Raw genomic sequence first — 25,739 nt, 5'->3', positions numbered from 1 at the left:
TATTTAAATAGCCAAAACTACTTTTTCACACCTATTACAAAGGTTGGGATGTTGTTCATTCTTACTCATCTCAACTTCATAATGCCAACATCTTTGACATTTGAATCCTTTTGCTTTTGCAATATCCACTGAAGCAATATTATTATCCTCACTAACTAAAACTTCTGCCCAAGGTTCACCACCAATTTGTAAGGAGGATACCAGAAGCCAATCTCTCAAGACATCAACCTTATTAGATTCACTTTGGGATAACCATTCAATAGCAGCTCTAACTTTTTCATCAGAAATATCAATTCTTACTGCAGCTTCTAAAGAAGAACCTAGTTCTTGATGATTCCGACAACTCTCTAACATACGATTAATTACTGTTCTCAGCTTGCGAAGTTCTTTGACGTGGACATTAAGGCTATTATTTCGCCATGATTTAGGTGCTTTAGGCCATCCTCTTTGAAATACTGAGGCTTCCTCTACGTTATAAGGAATATTCTGCCAAATATCCTCTGCCATATGACATAAAACAGGTGCAATTAAGCCGGATATTTTCTCAATTACCAAGGATAAAACTGTCTGACAACTTCTTCTTCTAAAGTCAGATTTAGAGCTCACATACAACCTATCTTTTGCAATATCTAAATAAAAATTAGATAGATCCACTACGCAAAAATTCTGAATTGTTTGAAAAAATTTCGAAAATTCAAAATTATTATATGCTTCTGTTATCTCATCGATGACTTCAGTCGTTCTATTCAACATCCATTTATCTAATAATGGTAAGTTTGCAATATCAATGGAATCATTTTTATAATCAAAATCATAGAGATTGCCTAATAAATACCTAGACGTATTTCGAACCTTGCGATAAACATCAGAAATTTGTTTAAGTATATTTGATCCAATAGGAACATCTGCAGAATAATCAACAGAACTAACCCATAGCCTCAAAACATCAGCACCGTATGCAGGATCTAATTTCTTATTTGAACCTCCATTAATTATAACTAAAGGATCAATAATATTTCCTAAGGATTTACTCATTTTCCTACCATTCTCATCTAATGCAAAACCATGTGTAAGGACCTTTTTAAAAGGTGCATATTCATTGACTGCTACCGAAGTTAATAAAGAGGACTGGAACCAACCCCGATGTTGATCAGATCCCTCCAAATATAAATCTGCTGGATAATTTAAATTTTCTTTTTTAGAAATAACTGAAGACCAACTAGAGCCAGAGTCAAACCAAACATCCATAGTATCAGTACCTTTTTGCCATCGATCTGCCTCATTTAAATAAGAAGGAGGTAATAACTGATTTTCCTCATATTCCCACCAAATATCTGCTCCATGAACAGAAAACAACTCAGCTATATGAGAAATAGTTTCTTTATTGAGCAAAATTTCTTGTCCATTTTTTTCATAAAATACTGGTATTGGAACTCCCCAAGTCCTTTGTCGGGAAATACACCAATCTCCTCTTTCTCGAACCATAGAGTTAATTCTATTTTTTCCAGATTCAGGTAGCCAAATTACATTTTCTATTGCAGTAAGAGCTTTATCTCTAAATCCTTCAACTGAAGCGAACCATTGTTCTGTAGCTCTAAAAATAGTTGGTTTTTTAGTTCTCCAATCATAAGGATACTTATGCTCATATGGAATTTCTTTAAGCAAAGATCCAGTATTAATGAGATCATTAATTATTACAATATTAGCATCTTTTAATACATTTAGACCTTCAAATTTCCCAGCTTCCTTAGTCAGAAAACCTTTTGCATCTACAGGACAAGAAATTGGTAAATTATATTTTTTACCAGTATTAAAGTCGTCAACACCATGACCTGGAGCAGTATGCACTAATCCAGTCCCTGATTCAGTTGTAATATAATCTCCTCCTAAAACGACAGGACTTCTTTTATCAAATAAAGGGTGTTTATATATAATTCCATCTAATTTTGATCCTTTTATTAATACTCTTTTTTCATAATTAATTCCTACACACTCAGATACTTTTTCCAAAAGATCATTAGCAATAATTATTAATGATCCATCAGAACTTTGTGCAATTACATAATCTAATTTTTGATTAACAGATATTGCTTCATTTGCAGGAATTGTCCAAGGAGTGGTAGTCCAAATGACAAGTTTAACTTCTTTTAATTGTCCTTCAGAATCAAATAGATCTGGAGCTTGCTTAGAAATTTCTTGAGTTAATATTTTTGAAATTTGATCAACTTTAAATCCCACATAAATACTTTTGCTAATATGACCGGTCGGATATTCTAATTCCGCCTCGGCTAAAGCAGTTTGGGAACTTGGACTCCAATGAACTGGTTTTAGACCTCTATATATGTATCCTTTGAAGACCATTTCACCAAACAACTTGATCTGAGAGGCTTCAAACTTTTTGTCTAAACTTAAATATGGTTGATCCCAATCCCCCCATACTCCCCATCTTTTAAAACCATCCATTTGTTGGGAAACTTGCTTTTTTGCATAAGCAGCTGCTTTCTTTCTCAACTTAATAGGGGTTAATTCAGCTCGTTGAGTTTTATCCATAGCTTGTAGAACTTTTAATTCAATAGGCAATCCATGGCAATCCCATCCCGGGACATAACAAACTTTTTTCCCTTTCATTGTTTGAAATTTATTGATTATGTCCTTCAAAACTTTGTTGAGAGCATGCCCCATATGAAGCGTCCCATTTGCATATGGGGGGCCATCATGCAAAGTGAAAGTCTCTCCAGAATTGTTTAAGCCTAATTCGAAATCTATCTTTTTTTCGCTCCAAAAAGCTTGCAACTCAGGTTCTCTTAGAGTTGCATTTGCCCTCATCCCAAAATCAGTCTGCAAAAGGTTGAGAGTGTCTTTGTAAGTAGGACGATCCTTTTGAGAATCTTTATTGACATTATTCACTTTGAGAAATATTCATTAGTCATCATGTTTGCCTGAGGCCTTTTAACCTTATCAAGAAGTTTCTTCATTTTCAGGGAATTCTTGATTTCCAATCTTATTGGAATCAATTGAACTAGATCGATCAACTACTTCCTTCTTTACTTCTGCTTGCAATTCTGGATGAACCCATTTTTTTTCTTTTAGTGGTTTTTCAGATTTAGTCGTGAAGCCTTTAAAAAAATTTAAAAAACTTATACCAAGTAAAGCAAAACTTTGACCGAGCTGTTTAAAAGATTCAAGCCATCTTCTAAAAGATCCAATCCGCTTTTGCTCTTCAGAACTTAATTGATACCATCTAGTTAGAATAATTTCTAAAATCATTTTTCCATACAAAATTGCCATAGCAATAACAAGTAAATTTATTGAGCCTCTTAAAAGATCATTCTCCACTAAAAGAAATAATCCTAAAAATAAAAAAAGTCCGCCCATCAACCAATCTCTTGGTCTACTTAATTCGACAAGTATTAAAGGTAAAGCCAATATCAAAAGCCCAACAAAAAGATATAAGTATCCAGAAATAGAAACAACCATATTTTTCTCAATATGAGTTTATTTTGTAGTGAAGTCGCTTATTGAACAACTAAAAATCATGTGTCATAAAAAGAGAATTTCAAATGTCTCATATACAAATATGAAAATTACATTAATCTTTTTACGTACACGAATCAAAAATAGTCTTTAAATAGCCATCAATGAGCTGCTAGAATCAATTGACAATCGGTGAAAACCTTTGGCCCACCTGGCGGAATTGGTAGACGCGCTGGTTTTAGGTACCAGTGGCTTTATGTCGTGGGAGTTCAAGTCTCCCGGTGGGCATTTTTTAATTAAGCTGTACAAACTCAATTAATCTCAATCACATCAAGCAATGACCCAGTGCTTATCGAGGTCTGACAAAAACAAGACAACGACAAAACTGAAGTCATTGAGCTACTGGCAAAATGAGATCCAAGAATATCTTGATCCTCCTAAGCCTTTAAACGTAACTTTAGGGCTTTTCTTAGGTGGATATTTTCTTGCAATAGTTACTGTTTGGCAGTGGTATCAGGGGAACTGGCCATTGCCAATTTTAGTTGCACTAGCTTTTTTGGCTCTTCATATGGAAGGTACCGTTATTCATGATGCCTGTCACAATGCTGCCCATCCAAATAAATGGATCAATCAATTCATGGGGCATGGATCAGCGATATTACTAGGTTTTAGTTTTCCAGTTTTCACACGAGTTCATCTAGAGCATCACAAATACGTTAATGACCCAAAAAACGACCCTGATCACATAGTTAGCACCTTCGGGCCTATTTGGTTAATTGCTCCAAGATTTTTTTATCATGAATATTTTTTCTTTGAGCGAAAACTTTGGAGAAAATATGAACTAATGCAATGGGGAATTGAGCGAGGAATATTTATTTGCATAGTAATTGCAGGCATTAAATATAATTTTATGAATGTTATTTATAATTTATGGTTCGGTCCAGCATTAATGGTTGGAGTCACTTTAGGAATATTTTTTGATTATCTACCTCATAGACCTTTTCAATCTAGAAATAGATGGAAAAATGCAAGAGTTTATCCAAGTAAATTAATGAACTTGCTAATAATGGGACAAAATTATCATTTAGTTCATCATTTATGGCCCTCTATTCCATGGTTTGAATATAAACCAGCTTACGAAGCCACAAAACCACTCTTAGATCAAAAAGGTTCACCTCAAAGAATGGGAATTTTTGAAACTAAAAAAGATAGTCTCAATTTTCTTTATGATGTTTTACTTGGAATTAGAAGTCACAAAGAAAGAAGAAGTAAAATGAGACAAATAGCAAGAATATTACCTAAAAGTAATTGGAGAAGAAAATATATAAAACTAATTCATAAAACAAGAATCAGAACAGAAACTCAAAAATAATTTTTAAATTTAAAGTATTTTAGGAACTCTAAAAAAATCACCTTCTCTATGAGGTGCTTGATTGAGAAGATCTTCTCTTGAGCAATTAACTTCAACGAAATCCTCTCTCATTGCATTAACTACCTCTACAGCTCTAGTGGTTGGAGGGATATTTTCAGTATCTATTTCTTGCAGTTGATCAACATACGAAAGTATGTCTTCGAGTTGCTCTGTATAGGTTTCTATTTGATCTTCAGGAAGTTCTAAACGAGCTAACTTTGCAACCTTACGAACATCAGATGAAGAAATTTTAGTCATAGTTAGGTTAGAAAATTTTCAAGATCTATAGATAATGAGAGCTACACCTTATTAGAAAAAGATCTTAGTGCTCTCCTTTAGACAAATAAGTTCGTGTAACATTTTTCCATCTTAATGCCTTTTGCGAAATTTTAAGTGTTTGTAGATTGATCAGAAAAATAGAGAAATCTATTATTTTAGTCAGTAATATGGATTAAAAAGAAATAGTAAGCAAATCTCACTTCTAACAAAAGAATTCTTTTCAAGACCATCTCATTTGGTCGCACCTAACTTAATTGGATGTTTTTTAATTAAGCGCTTATCAAAAAACAGCTATCTTACTGGCGTAATTGTTGAAACTGAAGCCTATTCTCAAGAAGAAGCTTCATGCCATGGCTTCACAGGGAGAACTCCAAGAAACGAAACTCTTTTTGGTGATCCTGGGAACTTTTACATTTACCTTTCATACGGCATTAATAATTGCGTAAATATTGTTACTGGAAAAAAAAACTGGGCAAATGGTGTACTTCTTCGTTCAATAGCAATAAAAGGAGAAAATGAGAGAATTGCTTCTGGACCAGGTTTATTGGCAAAAAGATTTGGATTAAATAGAAATTTTGACAATTTAACCTTGTCTCCTGCAAATGATTTTTGGTTAAAAGAGGGAGACAATTTAACAAGAATGGGAAATATTGTTCAGACCACAAGAATTGGCATTTCGCAAGCTAAAGATATACCTTGGCGTTGGTACCTAAAAAGTAGTAGAAGTGTTAGCAAAAGGGTTAAAGGAGATCGAATTCCTTCAAAAAATAAGTGTTGGACACCACCCACACTTGAGGAATTATGAATAATTGGAAACATAATCACATTCTTGATCTTTCTACGTTTTCTCTAGAGGATTACAACACAGTTTTAGAACTAACCACAAGATTTAAAGATGTGCATAAATCAAGTTCTAAAAAACTTCCTGCCCTTCAAGGAAGATTAATCGCAAACTTATTTTTCGAGCCAAGTACAAGAACAAGAACGAGCTTTGAACTTGCTGCAAAAAGACTTTCAGCAGATGTTCAAAATTTTTCTGTATCAGCAAGTTCTTTAAGCAAAGGAGAGACTCCTTTAGACACTATTCTCACCTACATTTCAATGGGGGCTGATATCTTAGTAATTAGGCATGAGTCAACAAATGTGCCCGCAGAGTTAGCTAATTACGTAGACATAAATAACATCCATACATCCATTCTCAATGCAGGTGATGGATTTAATAGTCATCCAAGTCAAGGCCTTTTGGATCTATTTACACTTGCCACTTTCTTTAGTCCGAGCGAACCAACAACCAATAGTCTTTTAAATAAAAAAATCACAATAGTAGGGGATATTCTTCATTCTAGAGTTGCAAGATCGAACCTTTGGGCTCTAACTGCATGTGGAGCCGAGGTGACACTATGTGGGCCTCCAAGCCTTCTTCCAGAGGAATTAATTGGTTTTGTTCTCAATCCTCCTCCAGGTCAAAGATTTGATCCAATTAATCAGAGAGGTTCTGTTTTCATAAAAAGATCACTAAAAGATGCATTAAAAAATAGTGATGCAGTTATGACACTTCGATTACAGAAAGAAAGAATGAAGAAAAATATGCTTACAGATCTTGATAGTTATTATTCAAAATATGGAATAACACATGAAAGTTTAAAATGGTGTGAAAAAAAAGTTCCTGTTTTACATCCAGGGCCAGTAAATAGAGGAATAGAAATAAGCAGTCAATTAGTGGAAGATAATTCAATCAATCTCATAAGTAAACAAGTAGAAAATGGTATTCCAACTAGAATGGCTTTGTTATACTTACTGGGATTAAATAAAAATAATTAATTATTTTTATAATAGTTTCAACCCCTCTGAAAAAAGTCCATAAGCCAAGCCTATTCTTAACATGTCAAAAACTCTAACCAGTATTATTGGTTTTTTAGATTTCTGAAAAATAAATCTAGCTTTAATTAGTATCTCCAAAAATATTAATGTAATAAATGCTCCAACAGGATCCATCAAGGCAAGAACACCATTAATCATACCTAGAGAACTACCTATCAAAAAACCTATCAAAAAAATTATTGCTAAGAATGAATACCTTCTCCAAGGATTTACCGCCCAATTTGCTAACCTATCAACAAAGTTTGTAGATACATTATATAAAAATGTTTTCTGCATTCTTTGATCCATAAGAGAAAAGATAAAAAATCACTCAGATTTTTTTAATTATTTAACTTCCTAACATTAATATAATAAATGAAAGATCTAATAAAGCAAAAAAATTATTTTTCATACAAGATATGAAAAAGCACATTTCTTATAATATAAAATATCCACATTATTAAAAATTAAAAACTTGGAAAATATCTTTTAAAGGTCTATTTGATATAAGCTGAAGTATCATGAACAATCTAAACTCTTTATCTGGGAAAAAAATATTAGTTGCAATCACAGGAAGTATTGCAGCTGTTAAAGCTCCTATTTTAGTTAGCCGCCTAATTAAAGCTGGGGTAGAGGTCAAATGCGTAATGACTAAAAGCGCATCTAAGTTAGTTAGTCCCTTATCTTTATCTACTTTAAGCAGAAATCAATGTTATCAAGATAAAGATCAATGGGATGACTCTCAAACCAAGCCTTTGCATATTGCTTTAGCGGAATGGGCAGAGCTCATTATTGTTGCACCTATGAGCGCTACATCTTTATCTAAATTTACCTGTGGAAATGCTGATGGACTTTTAGCAAGCATTCTCTTAGCTAGTAAATCTCAAATAGTCATTGCTGCTGCAATGAACACTTCAATGTGGGAAAACCAATCAGTCAAAAAAAATTGGAATTACTTAAAGACTATCGAACAAGTTATTAGCCTAGAACCTAGTAAGGGGCTTTTAGCTTGCGACAGAGTTGGTGATGGAAAAATGGTCAGTTTAGATATTATTGAATTGGCCTCTGAAAGTGCATTTATTTTCAATTCAGAAAATAAATTTCTCACCAAAGATCTAAAAAACATAAGATTTCTTGTATCAGCTGGTCCCACCGTCGAAGATCTTGATGCCGCAAGACAATTAACAAATCGAAGTAGTGGGAAGATGGGCGTTTTGATAGCTCAAGCTGCAAAGTTACGAGGTGCAGATGTCGATTTAGTACATGGTCCAATAAGCGTTCAAGAAGATCTTCTGGAGGGACTTAATACTTATCCAGTTAGAAGCTCATCTGAAATGGGTGCAAAAATTAATGATTTACAACCATACGCTCAAGTCATTGTTATGGCTGCAGCAGTATCAGATTTCAAAAAGATTAGTCCAAGTGAGCAAAAAATCTCTAAAGAATTTTTTTTACAGTCAATTGTTGATGATTTAGAAATGACCTCAGACCTAATCAAAACTCAAACTGCAAAGAGATTAGAAAATCAAATTTTCCTAGGTTTTGCTGCTGAAACAGGAAGTGATCAAGAAATTATTGAAAAGGGAGAGAATAAAAGAATTTTAAAAGGTTGTGACCTTCTTATGGCCAATCCCATTGACAGAGATGGACAAGGGTTTGATAAAAACTTCAACAGTGGTTTTTTGTTAGGTCCAAAAAAAATGGTCAAAAATCTATCTTTCTCAACAAAACTTTCAATATCCCATCAACTTTTAGATGAAATTCGAAATCTAAAATCAAAAATTTCAATAAATTTTTGATTTTGTTTTTTTTTTTAAATTAGAGTCTAATCGCCCAGAAAGCTTGCATCAAAAGGGTTTTGAATGAATTCAGAGTGGTAAATTCATTAGCGCAAAAGCTACGGGTTGTATAGAGCTTTCAGATGCTTGTGATAAGAAGTATTTAACACCTGTAATATCCCAACTGAATTAATTGGGCGGTTTCGACCGCAGTCATCTAGCCCTCTCATGCGATTTCGTCCTCTGCTGGCTTTGATGCTGGCTTTTTGTCTCACCTTTACAACTCTCCCATCAAGCGCATCTGCAGCTTTAAAAGGGCGCGAGCAAGGTAACGCTCGTTTTGGCAATGTTGTTAATACTGGCCAAGCTGATGCTTGCACTGTTTTACCAGCGGGTTCATCGGGTTCTATTAATGCTGATGGCCAATTTAAAAGCTTATGCCTTCAGCCAACAGAAGTTTCAGTAAAACTTCCAGGTAACAAGCGAAATAAATCTGATTTTGCAATAGCAAAAATTATCAGTCCTCGCTTCAATACAAGTCTTGATGAAGTTTATGGAGATCTTTCCGGTGGGAAATTCACTGAAAAAGGTGGTATTGACTTCTCTCTAATTACAGTTCTAGCTCCAAATGGAGAGGAATTTCCTTTTGCTTTCTCTGTTAAAGAGATGGTTGCTGAATCCAAAAAAGGTAAAGCAATTGAACCAGGAGCTGAATTTTCAGGTACAACAACAACTCCAAGTTATAGATCTGCAGACTTTCTTGATCCAAAGAGTCGCGCTAAATCAACTGGTGTTGAATATGCTCAAGCTCTCATTGCTCGTGGTGGTGATGATGAAGATCTTGCAAGAGAAAATGTTAAAGATGATCTAGGCGGTAAAGGTGAAATAACACTTACTGTCGATAGTGTTGATGCAGACACTGATGAATTTGGTGGCCAATTTGTTGCTATCCAACCTTCAGACAATGACCTTGGATCAAAAGATCCTGTTGATATCAAAATTAAGGGTATCTTCTATGGTCGTAAATCCTAAAAAATAATCATCTTAATCAATTAAAAAAAGGGGGTTAAAACCCTCTTTTTTTTTTGGCTGAATTAATGAAAACAATTTCTCAAATATGGGCCCTTTATCTGGGAGAATTTGCCGGTTACTTCAAGGGAAAATGACTAGCAAGCAAAGTTCTAATAAAAATCTCGAAGGTTTAATCAAACCTTATGGTGGAGAACTTATAAACCTTATGACGTCTGATCAAGAAGCAAAAGAGTTAAAAAAAAATTCTTTTAAAACTTTAAATTGTTCAGATAGAAATGCTTGTGATATTGAACTTCTTTTGATAGGTGCTTTTTCTCCTTTGAATGGGTTCATGAGTGAAAAAAATTACAACTCTGTTGTTAAACAAAATCGACTCGAATCAGGCTTACTTTTTGGTTTGCCAATTGTGATGGATACAGATAGAGAAGATATAAATCCAGGAGATTCAGTTTTACTAAATTACAAAGATCAAGAACTAGCGTTTTTACAAGTAGAAGAAAAATGGACGCCTGACAAGGTTATTGAGGCCAAATTTTGCTATGGAACAACTTCTTTGGAGCATCCTGCAGTAAGAATGATCTCTATGGAGCGGAAAAAATATTATTTAGGAGGCTCAATACAAGGTCTAGAATTACCAAAAAGAGTTTTCACTTGCCAAACTCCTGCTCAAGTAAGAGATAACCTTCCTTCAGGAGAGGATGTAGTTGCATTCCAATGTAGAAATCCAATTCATAGAGCTCATTATGAACTTTTCACAAGAGCCTTAGAAGCCAAGAATGTGAGTCAAAATGGAGTTGTTCTTGTTCACCCAACTTGCGGACCAACTCAAGAAGATGACATCCCTGGATCAGTACGATTTCAAACCTATGAAAAACTTGCTTCTGAAGTGAATAATCCAAAAATCAAGTGGTCATATCTTCCTTATTCGATGCACATGGCTGGGCCAAGAGAGGCTCTTCAGCACATGATTATTAGAAGGAATTATGGATGCACCCATTTCATTATCGGAAGAGATATGGCCGGCTGTAAGTCCTCTCTCAGCGGAGGAGATTTTTATGGTCCATATGATGCTCAAAATTTTGCAAACGAGTGCTGCGAAGAATTAGGAATGCAAACAGTTCCATCTTTAAATCTTGTATTTACAGAGGAGGAAGGCTACGTGACCGCTGATTATGCTAAAGAAAAAGGGTTACACATAAAAAAATTAAGCGGCACTGAATTCAGAAAAATGCTTAGAAGTGGAGAAGAAATTCCTGAATGGTTTGCATTTAAAAGCGTCGTTGAAGTACTAAGAGCCGCATAGTTGGACCTAATCCTATTAAACTCTTATTAGATATGGAAAAACATTGAACAAACGCTGGAGAAACATTGGCCTCTATGTCCTAATTGTTGTAGTTGTGATTTTTGTTGGAAGTGCTTTTTTCGATAAGCCAAGTCCTACAAAAGCATCTAGGACACTTAGATATAGCGACTTCATTGAAGCTGTTCAAGACAGACAAGTCAGCAGAGTACTCATATCTCCAGACAAAGGTACAGCTCAAATTGTTGAAAGTGACGGAAACAGAGCTTTAGTTAATTTGGCTCCTGATCAAGAACTACTTCAACTATTAACTGATAACGACGTTGATATTGCTGTACAACCAACTACTCAAGCAAATCCGCTTCAGCAAGCAGCAACTAGCCTAATTTTCCCAATACTTCTATTAGGAGGTCTATTTTTTCTCTTTAGAAGAGCTGGATCTGGTGGTGGTGGAAATCCAGCAATGAGTTTTGGAAAGAGTAAAGCAAGACTTCAAATGGAGCCAGAAACGAAGATTACTTTTGGAGACGTGGCAGGTATTGAAGGTGCAAAGCTTGAACTTACTGAAGTAGTTGATTTCCTAAAAAATCCAGATCGCTTCACAGCTGTAGGTGCAAAGATTCCTAAAGGTGTTTTATTAGTTGGCCCTCCTGGTACAGGTAAAACTTTGCTTGCTAAGGCAGTAGCAGGCGAAGCTTCAGTTCCCTTCTTTTCCATATCTGGTTCTGAGTTTGTAGAAATGTTTGTAGGAGTTGGTGCTAGCAGAGTTAGAGATCTTTTTGAACAAGCTAAAAAGAATGCTCCTTGCATAGTTTTTATAGATGAAATAGACGCAGTAGGTCGTCAACGTGGAGCGGGCCTTGGAGGAGGTAACGATGAAAGAGAACAAACACTCAACCAGCTTTTAACTGAAATGGATGGATTTGAAGGTAATTCTGGAATAATTATTGTCGCTGCAACTAATAGGCCTGACGTTCTTGACTCAGCACTAATGCGACCAGGAAGATTTGACAGGCAGGTAACCGTAGATAGACCTGATTATTCAGGGAGATTGCAAATACTCAAAGTTCATGCACGAAGTAAAACTCTTTCAAAAGGAGTCGACCTAGATCAAGTAGCTAGAAGAACACCAGGCTTTACTGGGGCAGATTTAGCAAATCTTTTGAATGAAGCTGCAATATTAGCCGCTAGAAGAGAATTAACCGAGGTAAGTAATGACGAAATCGGTGCTGCAATTGAGAGAATTATGGTTGGTCCCGAGAAGAAAGATACAGTTATTAGTGAAAAGCGTAAAAGGCTAGTTGCCTATCATGAAGCTGGTCATGCCGTAGTTGGTGCTGTAATGCCTGATTATGATCCTGTGCAAAAGATATCAATTATTCCAAGAGGACAGGCAGGGGGATTAACTTTTTTCACGCCAAGTGAAGAAAGAATGGAATCTGGTCTTTATTCCAGGTCTTACCTACAAAATCAAATGGCTGTTGCTCTTGGAGGAAGAGTTGCAGAGGAAATCATATACGGAGAAGATGAAGTAACTACTGGGGCATCAAATGATTTAAAGCAAGTAGCTTCAGTAGCTAGGCAAATGATTACTAAATTTGGCATGAGTGACAAGCTAGGACCTGTAGCTCTAGGGCGATCACAAGGTGGGATGTTCCTTGGTAGAGACATCTCTGCAGAAAGAGATTTTTCTGAAGATACAGCTGCAACTATTGATTCAGAAGTATCAATTCTTGTTGAGATTGCATATGAAAGAGCTAAAAAGGCCTTAAATGATAACCGTCAAGTACTTGAAGAGTTAACAGCAATGCTTATGGAAACTGAGACGGTTGATTCTCTAGAGTTCCAGGATTTGTTAATTCGCCATGAAGTTAAAGTTGCAGAGTATGCTTAGTCTAAAAATATAATTTTTGGAAGTTAAGCAAAATAATTTAATAAAAACTCTGCAAATACAGCCTCTTATAGTTGTAATTAGACTAGACCGTCAATTTTTTGATATCTCGCAAAAAAGAAAAAATTTACTTTTAAAAATCAATAAGCTGTCTAATTTTGGTATAAAAAATATTGAAATAGGATGGGATTCAAATCCAGGATGGGGGAATTTAATACTAGAAATAAAAAAGCAATTCAAATCAATCAATATTGGTGCAGCTTCAATTTCATCAATGCAATCTTTTGACTCAATTTGCTCATTAGATTTAGATTATTCCATGAGTCCTTTCTTTAACAAAGAAATTCATCTCAAAGCGATAAAATATAATCAATTAGTAATTCCAGGAATATCTAACATTGAAAGTTTCAAAGAAGCAATCAATCTAGGGTATAAAATTGTAAAAGTTTATCCCGCATCAAAATTAGGAATTAACTTTATACACGAATTAAAAAACTTTAAACAAAAAAATATTTTTTTTATTGGTGCAGGTGGAATTAAAAGTAAAAATTTAAAAACATTACTAAACAATGGATACGACGCATTGGTCATCGGAAAAGAATTACAAAATCAAACACCTGACAAAGATCTAGAGATATGGCTAAAAAATTATTGAGAATCGATTCTTAACAACAAAAATTAATTCCTTTTTAAGGTATTAAAGGAAATGATTAATCCTTTGAAAAATAGTCATTACATTGGCCTTGTTGTCTAAGTAAATGATCAGCTAAAACAAGAGCAACCATAGCTTCGACCATTGGGACTGCCCTTGGCAAAACACAAGGATCATGTCTTCCTGTTGCCTTAAGAGTTATGGCATTACCATCTTCATCAATTGTGTTTTGACTTTTCCTAATCGTTGCTGTTGGTTTAAACCCAACTCTCAAAATTATATCCTCACCATTAGTAATACCTCCTTGAATTCCTCCTGAGTTATTAGTAGCAGTTTTCAATTGATCAGAATCCGATGGCAAAAAAGGATCATTATGTTCACTGCCTTTGAGATAAGTACCTCCAAAACCAGAACCCACCTCAAAGCCTTTAGTGGCAGGCAAAGACATTAATGCCTTTGCTAAATCAGCTTCTAGCTTATCAAAGACAGGCATGCCAAGGCCTACTGGCGGATTTCGAACAACACATTCTATTACTCCGCCACAGGAGTCTCCTTCTTTACCAAAAGCTTCCACTCTCTCAATCATTAAATTTGCAACTGTTTGATTAGGACACCGAACAATATTTTTCTCAATATCTTCAAAAGTCACTTCGCTGGGTTGAATATCAGCTTCAATATCATGAATTCTCTTTACCCAAGCGAGTATTTTCGTATCAGCAGACTGAACAAGTAGTTGCTTTGCGACAGAACCAGCAGCGACTCTACCTATCGTCTCTCTAGCTGATGCTCGCCCTCCGCCACTTGAAGCCTGAATTCCATATTTTCTCTGATAAGTAGCATCAGCATGAGATGGTCTAAAAGTTTTTTTAATTTCAGAATAATCCTTAGGCCTATGATCTTTATTTCTGACAAGCATTGCAATTGGTGTTCCTAATGTTTTGTTACCTAATAGACCACTGAGAATTTCAACTTCATCACTTTCGTTTCTTGGAGTAGTAATTTTGCTTTGTCCTGGCCTTCTCCGATTGAGATCATTTTGTATTTGATTGATGTCAAGCTCCAACCTTGGCGGACAGCCATCAATAATTACTCCAACGCCTCCACCATGAGATTCACCAAAGGTGCTTATACTAAAAAGTTTTCCGAAACTACTTCCCATAAATAATCCTATCTACAAAATGTTAATCAATACTTGCTAAAAAACAAACCACTTAAGTAATGCATAGAAAAAAAGGCAAAAAAAAAGCCCTCTAAAAGAGGGCTTTTAAAAAAATCAAGTTAAAGACTTAACCGATTGCAGGTGCTACAAGAGCTACAGAAGTAGACTCAGCAGCTGCTAGGTCAAGTGGGAAGTTGTGAGCATTACGCTCGTGCATTACTTCCATACCAAGGTTTGCACGGTTAAGTACGTCACCCCAGGTTGGTACAACCTTGCCTGAAGTATCAACTACAGACTGGTTGAAGTTGAAACCGTTCAAGTTGAACGCCATGGTGCAGATGCCCATAGATGTCAACCAAACACAAATCACTGGCCATGAAGCCAAGAAGAAGTGAAGGCTACGGCTGTTGTTGAAGCTTGCATATTGGAAGATCAAACGACCGAAGTAGCCATGAGCTGCAACGATGTTGTATGTCTCTTCTTCTTGTCCAAACTTGTAACCGTAGTTCTGTGAATCAAGTCCTGTGGTCTCACGGATAAGTGATGAAGTAACCAAAGAACCGTGCATTGCAGAGAACAAAGCACCACCGAACATACCTGCTACACCAGCCATATGGAATGGGTGCATCAAGATGTTGTGCTCAGCCTGGAAAACGAACATGAAGTTGAATGTTCCAGAAATTCCTAGAGGCATACCATCAGAGAATGAACCCTGACCGAATGGGTAAACAAGGAATACAGCGAAAGCTGCTGATACAGGAGCTGAGTAAGCAACACAGATCCATGGGCGCATACCTAAACGGTATGAAAGCTCCCACTGACGTCCCATGTATGCAGAGATACCAATAAGGAAGTGGAAGATTACAAGCTGGTAAGGGCCACCGTTATATAGCCACTCATCAAGAGTTGCTGCTTCCCAGATTGGGTAAAAGTGAAGGCCGATAGCGTTACTTGAAGGAACAACAGCACCAGAAATGATGTTGTTTCCATACATGAATGAACCAGCTACTGGCTCACGGATACCGTCGATATCAACTGGAGGAGCAGCGATAAATGCAACGATGAAACAAGTTGTTGCCGCAAGAAGGCAAGGGATCATCAATACACCGAACCAACCGACATAAATACGGTTGTTGGTGGAAGTAACCCACTCGCAGAATTGTGGCCAACCTTTGAGCAACGAAGAACGCTGCTGCTGAATGGTGGTCATGAGGACGAATGCGTATGTCCCTAATGGGACGAGTAAATAAGAGCAGCTAATTAGACTGCCAGAGGTGATATTAAAGGAGAATGAACCTTTCTGTGGCCAATATGTAGGACAATTTATGAAGAGAATAAGTAAGTTGGGCTCAACGAGGGCCGAAGGGGCCTTAAGATTCTTTTAATATTTAGCCTCTGAGGTCTCAAGTTTGGTTCTAATTAAGTGGCTAATTGACGGTCATAGGGGCGAAGAGAGAGTTCCTTTAAGTGATGCACGTCACAGAAAATATGAATTAGAGGCTCAAGGGGCAGTTGTCTATTGGAGCGAGAGAACTTACTTTTGAAGAACTAGATCAATCAGTGATTGTTTCCATTCTTTTTTTAAATCCCATAATTCTCTTTTGGTAAAACTCATAGCGATATTTTTTTCTACATACGCTGCTTCATTTATGAATACAGGAATATAAGGTTCATCCTCTTCAAGCCTAATTATTTCTCCATTCAACTTAGAAAACAATTCATCGTTTTTCTTTATTTCCTGCCAATCTTTTGATTGCCTTAGAGAATGCACATATCCATCAATGTTCCCTTCTGTATCTCTTGGAAAATCTATGCTTTTAATATGCCTGTGAATGATCAACTTTTCAGGGAAGTAGAAATTCAAGTTCTCAACTTGATGAATCTGTTCCATTAAAGCCTCAAGAATCAATTTTGTTTGTGAAATGATTCTCGAATTCAAGAGGCCCTGTCCTATCGGTCCAATTTCTATAACAAGTCCACAAGGCCAAGATTCAACTAAAAAACCTGTTTCTCTTTGATCAGATTCATGAAGATATACTGGTAAACCTAATTGATTTTGTATTAAAGAAGCCAAAGCTAAATCTGCATCTCTTCTCCCATAAACCACTAGGCAACTGCCCATGGAGGCTGTAGTTGTATGAAAATCTAATACTATTTGACAAGGGTTTTCTCCTGCCTCGCCATAAAGATTCACTAATTCGTTTGCTCTATTCCCCTCAAGAATTGAAGAGTTAATGGATAAAAATGATTCTTCGTGAAAACTTCTATTCAAATCTTGGTGAATGTATCTTTTTCCAGCCTTTTTTGCTTCAGGGTTTCCGATTACCATACAAGTTTTAATCCCATGAGTATTGATTGAAAGAGGTAATTTTTCCCATTGATCGAAAAGAAAAATGCCGTTTATTTCATTACCATGTGTACCAGCCACTAGAAGGACCTGCAGCTGCATGATCAATAAAGAACTTAACTTGTGCTTATAAGCTTAAAAGAAATTCATGGGTACACCACCAATACTTGTAAAAGCGGCTAAAGAAATTTGGAATTGTGAATGGAATTTTTTAATGAATGCGCTTGCACCTGCAGATTCAAAAGGCAACTATAAGAGACCTAAAAACATCCAACCGGAAATTCAAATCCCTACTAAAGGCGATTTAGAAAATAGAGATATAGATCAAATGCCATATTTGATTGTTGGCCAAAGTTGTCCTTGGGCTCACAGGGTATGGATTATGCATGAAATAAAAGGGTTAAAAGCCACAATCAATCTAAATATCGCTCAAGTAAATACTTCGAGCGGTAAATGGATATTCGAACCCAATCTCAAAGGATCTAAAACACTTCAAGATCTATATAAAAAATGTAATAATTCTCAAGTCAAAAGAGCTACAGTACCTATGCTATTTGATCCAGGCAAAGAGGCTAAATCAAAATTCAAATTAATAAATAATGAAAGCGCAGACCTATTAGAGATCTTAAACTCATGGCCTGTACATACTAACAATACAGACTTCAATCCAAAAGTTCATCATAAAAAAATATTCAATTGGCAAAAGCTAATTCAAGAAAATATTAATAATGGCGTTTATAAATGTGGATTTGCTAGAAATCAAAAAGCTTATGAAAAAGCTTCTAAAGATTTGTTTTCAACTATGAATATTATTGAAGAAAGTCTTAATTCAAGTGGGCCTTGGCTATGCGGAAAAGATATAACAATTGCTGACATAAGGCTTTTCCCTACTCTTATCAGATGGGAGTCTGTCTACGAGCCACTATTCAAGTGCAGCAGGAAGCCAATTAAATCATTTCCAAATATAATTAAATGGAGAAAAACTTTTTTTAATTTATATAATATTAAAAAGACATGTAATGCAGATGCTTGGAGAAAAGATTATTTTGGGGCTTTATTCCCATTAAATCCAAGTAGTATTATTCCTAAAGGTGAAAGTATCAGCAAAATCGTAAATCAGTAATCAAAAAAAATGCAACAAGAAAATTCCTACTTTCAATCTTCTAATCCAATAAAAGGCATATATGGGGATTTCATTGTAACTTCTAATGATAAAAAAGAAGTTATCTTTTACCGCTTATCAATTCTTTTCTCCGGCTTATTCTTTTCAATAGGCATAGCTCAATGGTTTATTAATGGATCTGATCAGACATGGATTTGGCTATTATTCATGTCAATAAGTATTGGTTTAAGTCTTAAGTGGATACATATATATTTAAGACCTTTGCATCAAACACTAACAATTTTCTGGATACTCGGTTGTATTGGATTTCTAATACTTGCATATCATTTTGGAGTAACAAATCTCATGCATGGTTTTAGAGAAAATCCAAAATCGATATTACTTATCGGTCCACTTTTTGCTTCTTTAACTGGGATAGGTTTCAAAGAGTTTTTTTGTTTTAGAAGAATTGAAGCAATAGGGATAACAATTTTTATTCCAATTGCTTTAATTGGATATTTAACTGAATTAGCTAATGAAAGTTTTACTTTTGCAATGCTAGTGGTGTCGTCCTTGCTATTGGTATTAATGGGAATCAGGAAATTCAACCTGCCAGCAGAAGCTGATATTGGAGATAAAAGCGTTTTTGATTTTTTAGAAAGCCAAAGGAAGCTAAAAGTATCTGATGGTTGATAAAACAACCAATTACCTATTCAAAGAGAAAAACCACAAAAGAATCTTTTTATAGGCCTCAAGTCAGGGAATGGTGAGGAAATCCAACCAAATTTACAAACCACGTGCAATATTCCTCCGTCATAATTATTGTGTTAGTCAAATGATCCTGCTCTTACAAGACGCCATGAAAACTATTGACGAGCATATTAAAAAGGATGAATCTGAGATCCAAGAAGCAAAAGCTCAGGGAAATGAATCCAAGCTCCATCACCTAGAGGATGAACTTAATTCTCTCAAGGAATATAAAGAACATCATCCTGAAGACAAGCACGATCCAAATGCTCTTGAACTATTCTGCGACGCTAATCCGGACGAACCAGAGTGCCTGGTATACGACGATTAATACTTAAAACAACAAATAGAACAAAAAAAAGGGGCCAATTAGCCCCTTTTTTTATTCCATTAGATCCAATTAATAATCCATATTAAAATCAGAAGGGCTGCCAGTTAAAGAGCAAACAACTGCTTCCTCATTTTTCATTTGTCTTACCTCGGCAATCGGTCTACCCATTTTCTTTAGAACATTAATATCTTGATCAGTCTGGCAACGAGCAATAATCTCGCCTTGTCCATCAAAGCAACTGTAAAAATCCATAAATTTAAATAATCTATTTAGTTATGACCAAAAATTTCCTTCAAGACAAGTAGGTATGATTCACTCATAACAATTAATTAATATCCAAGTTCGTTCCAAATAGAACTCAACAAATCTTCTAAACCAAATTTCGTTACTGCGGAAATTATATGTACCTTTCGTCCAGTTAATTGTTCAACTTTATTTAGAAGTTTTTTAATTTCATTCGCATTTAATAGTTCTTTTTTATTAAGAACAAAAATTCTAGGTCTAGAAATTAAACCATGCCCATATGACCTTAATTCCTCATTAATAGTTTTTAAGTCATTGATCGGATCGTTTGATGCTGCATCGATCAAATGAACCAAAACCTTTGTTCTTTCAATATGTCGAAGAAAATCATGCCCCAGTCCTATACCTTTGGATGCCCCAGAAATTAATCCAGGAATATCCGCAAAAACTGTTCCGTCTCCTGAAGGTCTTCTTACTACTCCAAGATTAGGAATTAAAGTTGTAAATGGATAATCAGCAATCTTTGGTCTTGCAGAAGAGAGTACAGAAATCAATGTACTTTTACCTGCATTAGGCAAACCTATAATTCCAACTTCTGCGAGAAGTTTTAATTCCAGTTGCAATGACCATTCTTCCCCATCTTTCCCTTCAGTAAACTTTTCTGGCGCTCTGTTGCTATTTGATAGATAGCGAGCGTTACCAAAACCTCCTTTTCCACCAAACGCAACAATAAGTTGCTGGCCTTTGTAAGTTAAGTCACCAAGAATGATATTTGTAGTGAGATGTCTTACCTCTGTTCCGCATGGAACTTTAAGTACAGTATCTTTTCCTGATGCTCCAGTGCATTTATTGGGACCGCCTCTGTGACCATTCTCAGCAGAAATTAATTTCTGAAATTTGAAATCCAAAAGAGTTTGCAAATTATCATCAGCCTCTAAAACAACATTTCCTCCCTGTCCTCCATCTCCTCCTGCCGGACCACCAGCTGGAACATACTTTTCTCTTCTAAAAGCCGAAATGCCATCACCACCTGAGCCTGCTTTAACATCAATAATGGCTTGATCAATAAATTGCATTTAGAAATATATATGCTCAATAAACTCAATAATAATTCTTAAATTGACCATTGCTAAAATAAAGAATTTGAAACCACTTTTTATGATTTACCTCAAGTTTAGTCAACCATCCAAATAACACTACATCCGGGACCACCGTCATGAGGTTCTGCATCGGCTACTTTCTTAATATAAGAAAGCGAATCTAACCATTTCCTCAAACCTTTTTTTAGTTTTCCTGAGCCAATTCCATGAATAACCCACAAAGCTCCGGAACAATTCCTCAGCTTTTCTTCAATCACACCCTCTGCTTCATGCACTCTTAAACCTCTTACATCTAAAGTATTTTTCTTAGTACGGACCAAGGAAAAATTCTTTCCTACTTGCGAAGTTTTCACTTTCACAGTTGTATTTATTTCTGCTTTTTGACCATTGAGACTTTCTACTTCAGATAAGCTAACTGTGCTTCGAAATACACCGCATAATACTGTTAAATGCATTCCGTCATCTGAGAAAGAAATGATCTCACCTGCTTTACCAATAGCAGACAATCTAACTTTTTCCCCAATCTTAGGAACCCAGCTCTGTATATGAAGAATTCGTCTATCGCTTCGGTAGCCCATCTCCATTTGCCGTAATCGTCTACCCGCAATTCTTGCTGTTTCACCACTAGCATTTTGATCACGTAAGCGTTTAATCAAATGTCTAACTTCTTTTTGGCCTTCTCGAATTGATGACTCCAGCTTGAACCTTCCTTGTTCATTAAACTCCTCCGTTTGTTGACGTTGTTTCTCCCAATTATCAAGTAATTCTTCATGCAATAATTCAGTTTTTGCCAATAAAGCAGCGGCATCTTCAGCTGCTGATTGTTGCCGCTCTCGTTGTTTTTCTAGGCCTTTAATGACTTGATTAACATTATCAACGCTCTCAGGATTGATAAACTCTTGAGCACGTTTTATAACTTCCAAATCAAGACCAAGTCTTTCTGAAATCTCAATTGCATTACTACGACCAGGAATTCCCCATTGCAAATTGAAGGTTGGTTTTATTGTTTCACTATCAAAAGCAACTGAAGCATTTTCAAATCTTGAATCACTGTATTTCAGTGCTTTTAATTCTCCAAAATGAGTAGTCGCAATAGTTAATCTTGCTCTATCCGCCATTATCTTTAACAGAGCCATGGCTAAAGCTGTACCTTCAGAGGGATCAGTTCCTGCTCCAACTTCATCTAAAAGAACAAGAGTCGTACCAGGGGAAGTAGCTATGGCATCGAGTATCCGACTTATACGAAGAATATGTCCACTAAATGTGGATAAATTTTGCTGTAACGACTGCTCATCACCAATATCAGCTAAAATATTTTTACACCAGGGTAATCTTGGTGAGCCTTTACATGGCAGCAGCAAACCTGCTTTTGCCATTAAAACTGCCAAACCAATACTTTTCAATGCAACTGTTTTGCCTCCTGTATTCGGGCCAGTAATCGCAACAACTTTTAAACCAGAGGGGACATCAAAACTAGTTGGAACTACTGTATTTTTTTTCTCATGGAAATCATTCCATACTAATAAAGGATGACGAAAATCTTTAATTTCAAAGAGTGTATTTTCTTGTTCATCAAGAATTGCTGGCACCCCGTTAAGCCATTTAGAGTAACGTGCTCGTGACAATGCGAATTCAATCTGTAAAAGAATCTCTCCTAAATGAGCCATTACATCAGCATTAAAACCAACCTCTTTACTCCAATGAGCTAAAAGTCTACTTTCTTCAGCTGAAATTTCAGAATCTATTTGAGCTAAACGATTCCCTATTGGTATGACAACTTGTGGCTCGACATAGATAGTATTCCCTGAAGCTGAACTATCATGAGCCATTCCTTTAATCTGATCAGAAGTCCCAGCCTTAAATGCTAAAACAGGTCTTCCATACCTTTCTGAGATAATATTATCTTGAAGTAATCCACCATATTTTCGAATGATATCTTGAAGAATATCTTTTCTTTGAAGACGTACAGAATTCCTATGGCGTCGTAATTCATAAAGTTTTGGACTAGCACGATCTGCAATTCGCCCACCTTCATCCAGTCCAAATTCAAGGAGTTTTTGCAAATCCGGCAAAGTTGCAATATCTTTGAGTAATACAGAAAGTCGTGGACGTATTAATTGATCAAATATTAGTTTTCTTAGTTTTCTAGCAGCTCTTAAAGTATCAGCTACTTTTAATAAATCCTCACCCATAACGACACCACCTTTGGAGCATATCAAAAGAATATTTTCCAAATCATGAACACCTTCAAACGATATTCCTCCATCAAGAGAGATATCCAAGGATCCAATTTCTAATGTTTGGCGCAATAGCTCCTCGCTTAGAGATATATCTAATGGCAAATCAAAGCTTACACATTTATTACGACCTTGTTGAGTAACCGCAAATGTAGACAAATGTCTACAAACAGTGGGCCATTCAAGTAAATCCAAAGACTCTATAATTATTTGTCTTCTTTCAGAATCATCTTGATTTATTGTTAATCCCATTAGTCTGCCTAATGTCTATTGATTTGTTGGAATTCCTGTTGATGGGTGATAAAGCATTTCTAACCAATTACCCTCTGTATCTTTCAAGTAAAAAGAAGAAGTGCCGTCTCGATGATCATGCAACGCGCCAACCTTTACACCTTGATTTTTTAAAGAATCATGAATCCTCTCTATTTCATCCTTGTTAGTGAAATGAAATGCAAAATGTGGACCAGCAGCTTTATAGCCCGGACCAAGTAAAGCTAGGCCATCTTTATTCTCCCCTGTCTCTAAGTAACACCAATCAGGATCATTCCAAACAAGCTTCATTCCCAAGCTCAAATAAAAACGTTTAGCCCTATCAACATCATCTACTCTTATAGCTACATGGCCGAGGCGATGAACCCTTTCAATATTTAATTCAGGTTTTTTTTCTAGCATTACTTTTGACAAAAAATTCAAATTCTTAAGAATTTTCTTAATTAACTCTATTGTTCTTTTAACCATTCTGCGGCATCACATGCATGATATGTAAGGATCAGATTTGCTCCAGCTCTTTTGAAACTCAATAAAGTTTCCAAAACGATTGCCTTTTCATCTATCCAACCTCTTTGCGCAGCAGCTTTGACCATTGAATACTCTCCACTAACGTTATACGCAGCGATCGGCAATTCTGATTCTTCCCTTAAACGATAAATAATATCTAAGTAAGCCAAACCTGGCTTAACCATTAGGATGTCTGATCCCTCTTGTTCGTCAAGTTGAGCTTCTGTTATAGCTTCTCTAGCATTCGCTGGATCCATCTGATATGTGTTTTTATTTTTCGGGATAGGTTTATTTGATAATGATCTAGGAGCAGAATCTAAAGCTTCTCTAAAAGGTCCGTAATAGGCAGATGAATATTTTGCTGTGTAACTAATTATTCCTACATGTTCAAAACCTTCATCATCCAAAGCTTCTCTTATGGCTCCTACTCTTCCATCCATCATGTCACTAGGACCAATTAAATCTGCTCCAGATTGGGCTTGTACAACTGCTTGTTTACATAAATAATCAACGGTTTCATCATTCAAAATTATTCCTTGATTATTCACTATTCCGTCATGACCATCACAAGAATAAGGATCTAAAGCTACATCAGTCATAACACACATTTCAGGTATCTCTATTTTCAATCTTTCAATAGCCATTGGTATTAAACCTTTTTCATTAAAACATTCAGCTCCATCTTCTGTTTTCAGCTCGTCTGGAACTTTTGGAAAAAGAACAACACATCTAACACCTAAATTCCAAGCACGTTTAACTTCATCAACTAATCCATCCATTGACCAGCGAAATGAGCCTGGCATCGCTGGTATTTCTTGACTATCTGAACCTTCATGAACAAAAAGAGGGTAAATAAAGTCAGAGGCAGAGACACTATTCTCTCTAACCATATCTCTTAAAGAGTTTGTTCTTCGAAGACGACGAGGTCGATAAGTAAGATCCATATTGACCAATAGTGATAGCTACATTAGAGATAACTTACATTTTACTTCCTTTAAGTCCTAGCCTGGTCGAACCAAGTCGATCGAGGTTCATCTATTCGAACAGATCTAAGCTTTTCCAGAAGTTTCAGCTCCTCATCCGACCAGTTTTCAGGTAACTTTAATTTTAGAGTAAAAAACAAATCTCCCTGGGTATCTAAGTTATGTAATCCTTGACCTTTTAATCTCAATTTTTGCTCCGGTAAACTTCCAGAAGGTATTGATAAATATGTATCTCCTTGAGGAGAGGTAACTGAAATATTTGCTCCCAAGGCTAATTCATCTAAAGAAATAGGTAAATCTGCATAAATATCTAAACCTTTTACTTTCCAAATCGGATGAGACTTAATACTGACATCAATCAATAAATCTCCCCTTCTCCCTTTCCCAGACTGTATATTACCCTTATTTTTTATACGTATTTTTGATCCTGTTTCAATTCCTTGTGGTATTTTCACCTCGATGCGTTCATCATTAACTAAAAGATTCTTTTTTGTTCCATTCAAAGCCTCTAAAAAACTAATCTGCAAATTAAATTCAGCATCAAGATTTAATGATTGAACATTATTTTCAGAAGATATATTTGAGTAAATTTCTTGACCAACCTCACTAAATCTTCCAATCAAATCACTCAAAAAATCTTCAAAGTTTAGATATTCATCAAATCGCTGATCGTTATTTTTCCTATCAAAATCTCTCGCCTTTCCATCTCTATTGTTGAACCAATAGTTTAGAAATTGTTCATAAGACTTTTTTTTATCCTCATCTGAAAGAATCTCATAAGCTTCATTTATTTCTTTGAATTCGGACTCAGCCCTCTCATCATGTGGATGTAAGTCAGGATGAAATTTTCTAGCAAGTTTCCTAAATGCACTTTTGATTTCTTTATCGGTAGCATTTCTACTAATGCCAAGGATTTTGAAATAATCCTTAAAACCATCTGATGCCATCGAAATCAAGCTGCCTTCTTAGTAAAAATCAATCCTTTCATTGATTTTTCTTCAATATAAGTATTTAAAAGTAGAGATTCCAGAACTTA

Annotated in this window: 25 protein-coding genes and 1 tRNA gene; 13 read left to right on the top strand and 13 right to left on the bottom strand. The window is 35.8% G+C overall.

Going from position 1 to position 25,739, the window contains the following annotated elements; genetic code table 11:
- Window positions 1–3: 3 nt before the first annotated feature.
- The gene (gene ileS / locus SIB53_RS05285; RefSeq protein ID WP_413677247.1) at window positions 4–2,907 is read right to left on the bottom strand and encodes an isoleucine--tRNA ligase; all 2,904 of its coding nucleotides are present in this window, start codon (window positions 2,905–2,907) and stop codon (window positions 4–6) included.
- Window positions 2,908–2,958: 51 nt separating this feature from the next.
- On the bottom strand, window positions 2,959–3,477 hold the full coding sequence (locus tag SIB53_RS05280) for a hypothetical protein (RefSeq protein WP_413677246.1): 519 nt from the start codon (window positions 3,475–3,477) through the stop codon (window positions 2,959–2,961).
- 202 nt (window positions 3,478–3,679) lie between these two features.
- Here SIB53_RS05280 and SIB53_RS05275 point away from each other — a divergent pair.
- Both SIB53_RS05275 and crtR read left to right on the top strand, forming a co-directional pair.
- Window positions 3,680–3,762 (top strand) — tRNA-Leu (locus SIB53_RS05275).
- Window positions 3,763–3,811: 49 nt separating this feature from the next.
- A complete protein-coding gene (gene crtR, locus SIB53_RS05270; protein ID WP_413677245.1) occupies window positions 3,812–4,846 on the top strand; it encodes a beta-carotene hydroxylase in 1,035 nt (344 codons plus the stop codon).
- 9 nt (window positions 4,847–4,855) lie between these two features.
- Here the strand turns inward: crtR and gatC are convergent, their stop codons facing one another.
- Window positions 4,856–5,143 (bottom strand): Asp-tRNA(Asn)/Glu-tRNA(Gln) amidotransferase subunit GatC, encoded by a 288-nt coding sequence (gene gatC / locus SIB53_RS05265; protein ID WP_413677244.1) that lies wholly within the window; start codon window positions 5,141–5,143, stop codon window positions 4,856–4,858.
- Window positions 5,144–5,399: 256 nt separating this feature from the next.
- Here gatC and SIB53_RS05260 point away from each other — a divergent pair, with 256 nt between their 5' ends.
- Together SIB53_RS05260 and SIB53_RS05255 are read left to right on the top strand one after the other, a co-directional pair.
- Window positions 5,400–5,969, top strand: a complete 570-nt coding sequence (locus SIB53_RS05260; RefSeq protein ID WP_413677243.1) for a DNA-3-methyladenine glycosylase — start codon at window positions 5,400–5,402, stop codon at window positions 5,967–5,969.
- On the top strand, window positions 5,966–6,985 hold the full coding sequence (locus SIB53_RS05255) for an aspartate carbamoyltransferase catalytic subunit (protein WP_413677242.1): 1,020 nt from the start codon (window positions 5,966–5,968) through the stop codon (window positions 6,983–6,985). The genes SIB53_RS05260 and SIB53_RS05255 overlap by 4 nt, the downstream gene beginning before the upstream one ends.
- 6 nt (window positions 6,986–6,991) lie before the next feature.
- Here SIB53_RS05255 and SIB53_RS05250 read toward each other — a convergent pair whose 3' ends face one another.
- Complete coding sequence (locus SIB53_RS05250) at window positions 6,992–7,333, bottom strand: DUF565 domain-containing protein (protein WP_413677241.1); 342 nt, start codon at window positions 7,331–7,333, stop codon at window positions 6,992–6,994.
- A gap of 212 nt (window positions 7,334–7,545) precedes the next feature.
- Here SIB53_RS05250 and coaBC point away from each other — a divergent pair, with 212 nt between their 5' ends.
- The 5 genes from coaBC (at window position 7,546) to SIB53_RS05225 (ending at window position 13,680) form a co-directional block, all read left to right on the top strand.
- On the top strand, window positions 7,546–8,823 hold the full coding sequence (coaBC, locus tag SIB53_RS05245) for a bifunctional phosphopantothenoylcysteine decarboxylase/phosphopantothenate--cysteine ligase CoaBC (RefSeq protein ID WP_413677240.1): 1,278 nt from the start codon (window positions 7,546–7,548) through the stop codon (window positions 8,821–8,823).
- 207 nt (window positions 8,824–9,030) lie between these two features.
- Window positions 9,031–9,834 carry a photosystem II manganese-stabilizing polypeptide gene (locus tag SIB53_RS05240; protein ID WP_413677239.1) on the top strand — a complete coding sequence of 268 codons (804 nt, stop codon included), beginning with the start codon at window positions 9,031–9,033 and terminating at the stop codon, window positions 9,832–9,834.
- Window positions 9,835–9,964: 130 nt separating this feature from the next.
- A complete protein-coding gene (sat, locus tag SIB53_RS05235; protein ID WP_413677238.1) occupies window positions 9,965–11,137 on the top strand; it encodes a sulfate adenylyltransferase in 1,173 nt (390 codons plus the stop codon).
- Window positions 11,138–11,180: 43 nt separating this feature from the next.
- The gene (ftsH, locus tag SIB53_RS05230) at window positions 11,181–13,028 is read left to right on the top strand and encodes an ATP-dependent zinc metalloprotease FtsH (protein ID WP_413677237.1); all 1,848 of its coding nucleotides are present in this window, start codon (window positions 11,181–11,183) and stop codon (window positions 13,026–13,028) included.
- 16 nt (window positions 13,029–13,044) lie between these two features.
- Window positions 13,045–13,680, top strand: coding sequence for a bifunctional 4-hydroxy-2-oxoglutarate aldolase/2-dehydro-3-deoxy-phosphogluconate aldolase (locus SIB53_RS05225; protein ID WP_413677236.1), 636 nt, complete (start codon window positions 13,045–13,047; stop codon window positions 13,678–13,680).
- Between the two features lie 55 nt (window positions 13,681–13,735).
- Here SIB53_RS05225 and aroC read toward each other — a convergent pair whose 3' ends face one another.
- Window positions 13,736–14,836 (bottom strand): chorismate synthase, encoded by a 1,101-nt coding sequence (aroC, locus tag SIB53_RS05220; protein ID WP_413677235.1) that lies wholly within the window; start codon window positions 14,834–14,836, stop codon window positions 13,736–13,738.
- Between the two features lie 127 nt (window positions 14,837–14,963).
- Window positions 14,964–16,046 carry a photosystem II q(b) protein gene (gene psbA / locus SIB53_RS05215; protein ID WP_011294225.1) on the bottom strand — a complete coding sequence of 361 codons (1,083 nt, stop codon included), beginning with the start codon at window positions 16,044–16,046 and terminating at the stop codon, window positions 14,964–14,966.
- 199 nt (window positions 16,047–16,245) lie between these two features.
- Here psbA and SIB53_RS05210 point away from each other — a divergent pair, with 199 nt between their 5' ends.
- On the top strand, window positions 16,246–16,380 hold the full coding sequence (locus tag SIB53_RS05210; protein WP_413677234.1) for a hypothetical protein: 135 nt from the start codon (window positions 16,246–16,248) through the stop codon (window positions 16,378–16,380).
- Here the strand turns inward: SIB53_RS05210 and SIB53_RS05205 are convergent.
- Entirely contained in the window at window positions 16,371–17,288 is a 918-nt protein-coding gene (locus SIB53_RS05205; protein WP_413679121.1) for an aspartoacylase, read from the bottom strand. The genes SIB53_RS05210 and SIB53_RS05205 overlap by 10 nt on opposite strands.
- A gap of 43 nt (window positions 17,289–17,331) precedes the next feature.
- Between SIB53_RS05205 and SIB53_RS05200 the strand changes: the two genes are divergently transcribed.
- The 3 genes from SIB53_RS05200 (at window position 17,332) to SIB53_RS05190 (ending at window position 19,363) form a co-directional block, all read left to right on the top strand.
- Window positions 17,332–18,306: a glutathione S-transferase family protein gene (locus SIB53_RS05200; protein WP_413677233.1), complete on the top strand. Its 975-nt coding sequence runs from the start codon at window positions 17,332–17,334 to the stop codon at window positions 18,304–18,306.
- Window positions 18,307–18,315: 9 nt separating this feature from the next.
- Window positions 18,316–18,978, top strand: coding sequence for a DUF2301 domain-containing membrane protein (locus SIB53_RS05195; protein ID WP_413677232.1), 663 nt, complete (start codon window positions 18,316–18,318; stop codon window positions 18,976–18,978).
- 166 nt (window positions 18,979–19,144) lie between these two features.
- On the top strand, window positions 19,145–19,363 hold the full coding sequence (locus SIB53_RS05190; protein WP_413677231.1) for a CP12 domain-containing protein: 219 nt from the start codon (window positions 19,145–19,147) through the stop codon (window positions 19,361–19,363).
- A 69-nt stretch (window positions 19,364–19,432) separates the two neighbouring features.
- Here the strand turns inward: SIB53_RS05190 and SIB53_RS05185 are convergent, their stop codons facing one another.
- The 6 genes from SIB53_RS05185 to SIB53_RS05160 all read right to left on the bottom strand — a co-directional run bounded on the left by SIB53_RS05185 (window position 19,433) and on the right by SIB53_RS05160 (window position 25,650).
- Complete coding sequence (locus tag SIB53_RS05185; RefSeq protein ID WP_413389723.1) at window positions 19,433–19,615, bottom strand: hypothetical protein; 183 nt, start codon at window positions 19,613–19,615, stop codon at window positions 19,433–19,435.
- A 77-nt stretch (window positions 19,616–19,692) separates the two neighbouring features.
- A complete protein-coding gene (gene cgtA, locus SIB53_RS05180; RefSeq protein WP_413677230.1) occupies window positions 19,693–20,682 on the bottom strand; it encodes an Obg family GTPase CgtA in 990 nt (329 codons plus the stop codon).
- Window positions 20,683–20,780: 98 nt separating this feature from the next.
- Window positions 20,781–23,195: an endonuclease MutS2 gene (locus SIB53_RS05175; protein ID WP_413677229.1), complete on the bottom strand. Its 2,415-nt coding sequence runs from the start codon at window positions 23,193–23,195 to the stop codon at window positions 20,781–20,783.
- A gap of 15 nt (window positions 23,196–23,210) precedes the next feature.
- Window positions 23,211–23,615 carry a VOC family protein gene (locus SIB53_RS05170; RefSeq protein ID WP_413679120.1) on the bottom strand — a complete coding sequence of 135 codons (405 nt, stop codon included), beginning with the start codon at window positions 23,613–23,615 and terminating at the stop codon, window positions 23,211–23,213.
- A gap of 47 nt (window positions 23,616–23,662) precedes the next feature.
- Window positions 23,663–24,664: a porphobilinogen synthase gene (hemB, locus tag SIB53_RS05165; RefSeq protein ID WP_413677228.1), complete on the bottom strand. Its 1,002-nt coding sequence runs from the start codon at window positions 24,662–24,664 to the stop codon at window positions 23,663–23,665.
- A gap of 50 nt (window positions 24,665–24,714) precedes the next feature.
- On the bottom strand, window positions 24,715–25,650 hold the full coding sequence (locus tag SIB53_RS05160) for a DnaJ C-terminal domain-containing protein (RefSeq protein WP_413677227.1): 936 nt from the start codon (window positions 25,648–25,650) through the stop codon (window positions 24,715–24,717).
- Between the last annotated feature and the right edge of the window lie 89 nt (window positions 25,651–25,739).

Source organism: Prochlorococcus sp. MIT 0916, from assembly GCF_047305155.1.
In the GTDB taxonomy this organism is placed as follows: Bacteria; Cyanobacteriota; Cyanobacteriia; order PCC-6307; family Cyanobiaceae; genus Prochlorococcus_B.
Note: the sequence above shows the minus strand (reverse complement) of the source record. Positions and strands in the feature narration are given on the sequence as shown.

Bases quoted from the DNA above. Each gene is read 5' to 3' on its own strand.
- SIB53_RS05195 (WP_413677232.1), top strand. From the start codon at position 18,316: ATGCAACAAGAAAATTCCTACTTTCAATCTTCTAATCCAATAAAAGGC.
- SIB53_RS05175 (WP_413677229.1), bottom strand. From the start codon at position 23,195: ATGGGATTAACAATAAATCAAGATGATTCTGAAAGAAGACAAATAATT.
- crtR (WP_413677245.1), top strand. From the start codon at position 3,812: ATGACCCAGTGCTTATCGAGGTCTGACAAAAACAAGACAACGACAAAA.
- hemB (WP_413677228.1), bottom strand. From the start codon at position 24,664: ATGGATCTTACTTATCGACCTCGTCGTCTTCGAAGAACAAACTCTTTA.
- sat (WP_413677238.1), top strand. From the start codon at position 9,965: ATGACTAGCAAGCAAAGTTCTAATAAAAATCTCGAAGGTTTAATCAAA.
- SIB53_RS05255 (WP_413677242.1), top strand. From the start codon at position 5,966: ATGAATAATTGGAAACATAATCACATTCTTGATCTTTCTACGTTTTCT.
- SIB53_RS05250 (WP_413677241.1), bottom strand. From the start codon at position 7,333: ATGGATCAAAGAATGCAGAAAACATTTTTATATAATGTATCTACAAAC.
- coaBC (WP_413677240.1), top strand. From the start codon at position 7,546: ATGAACAATCTAAACTCTTTATCTGGGAAAAAAATATTAGTTGCAATC.
- aroC (WP_413677235.1), bottom strand. From the start codon at position 14,836: ATGGGAAGTAGTTTCGGAAAACTTTTTAGTATAAGCACCTTTGGTGAA.
- SIB53_RS05190 (WP_413677231.1), top strand. From the start codon at position 19,145: ATGAAAACTATTGACGAGCATATTAAAAAGGATGAATCTGAGATCCAA.
- SIB53_RS05170 (WP_413679120.1), bottom strand. From the start codon at position 23,615: ATGCTAGAAAAAAAACCTGAATTAAATATTGAAAGGGTTCATCGCCTC.
- gatC (WP_413677244.1), bottom strand. From the start codon at position 5,143: ATGACTAAAATTTCTTCATCTGATGTTCGTAAGGTTGCAAAGTTAGCT.
- SIB53_RS05160 (WP_413677227.1), bottom strand. From the start codon at position 25,650: ATGGCATCAGATGGTTTTAAGGATTATTTCAAAATCCTTGGCATTAGT.
- SIB53_RS05240 (WP_413677239.1), top strand. From the start codon at position 9,031: ATGCGATTTCGTCCTCTGCTGGCTTTGATGCTGGCTTTTTGTCTCACC.
- psbA (WP_011294225.1), bottom strand. From the start codon at position 16,046: ATGACCACCATTCAGCAGCAGCGTTCTTCGTTGCTCAAAGGTTGGCCA.
- SIB53_RS05185 (WP_413389723.1), bottom strand. From the start codon at position 19,615: ATGGATTTTTACAGTTGCTTTGATGGACAAGGCGAGATTATTGCTCGT.
- SIB53_RS05280 (WP_413677246.1), bottom strand. From the start codon at position 3,477: ATGGTTGTTTCTATTTCTGGATACTTATATCTTTTTGTTGGGCTTTTG.
- SIB53_RS05200 (WP_413677233.1), top strand. From the start codon at position 17,332: ATGGGTACACCACCAATACTTGTAAAAGCGGCTAAAGAAATTTGGAAT.
- cgtA (WP_413677230.1), bottom strand. From the start codon at position 20,682: ATGCAATTTATTGATCAAGCCATTATTGATGTTAAAGCAGGCTCAGGT.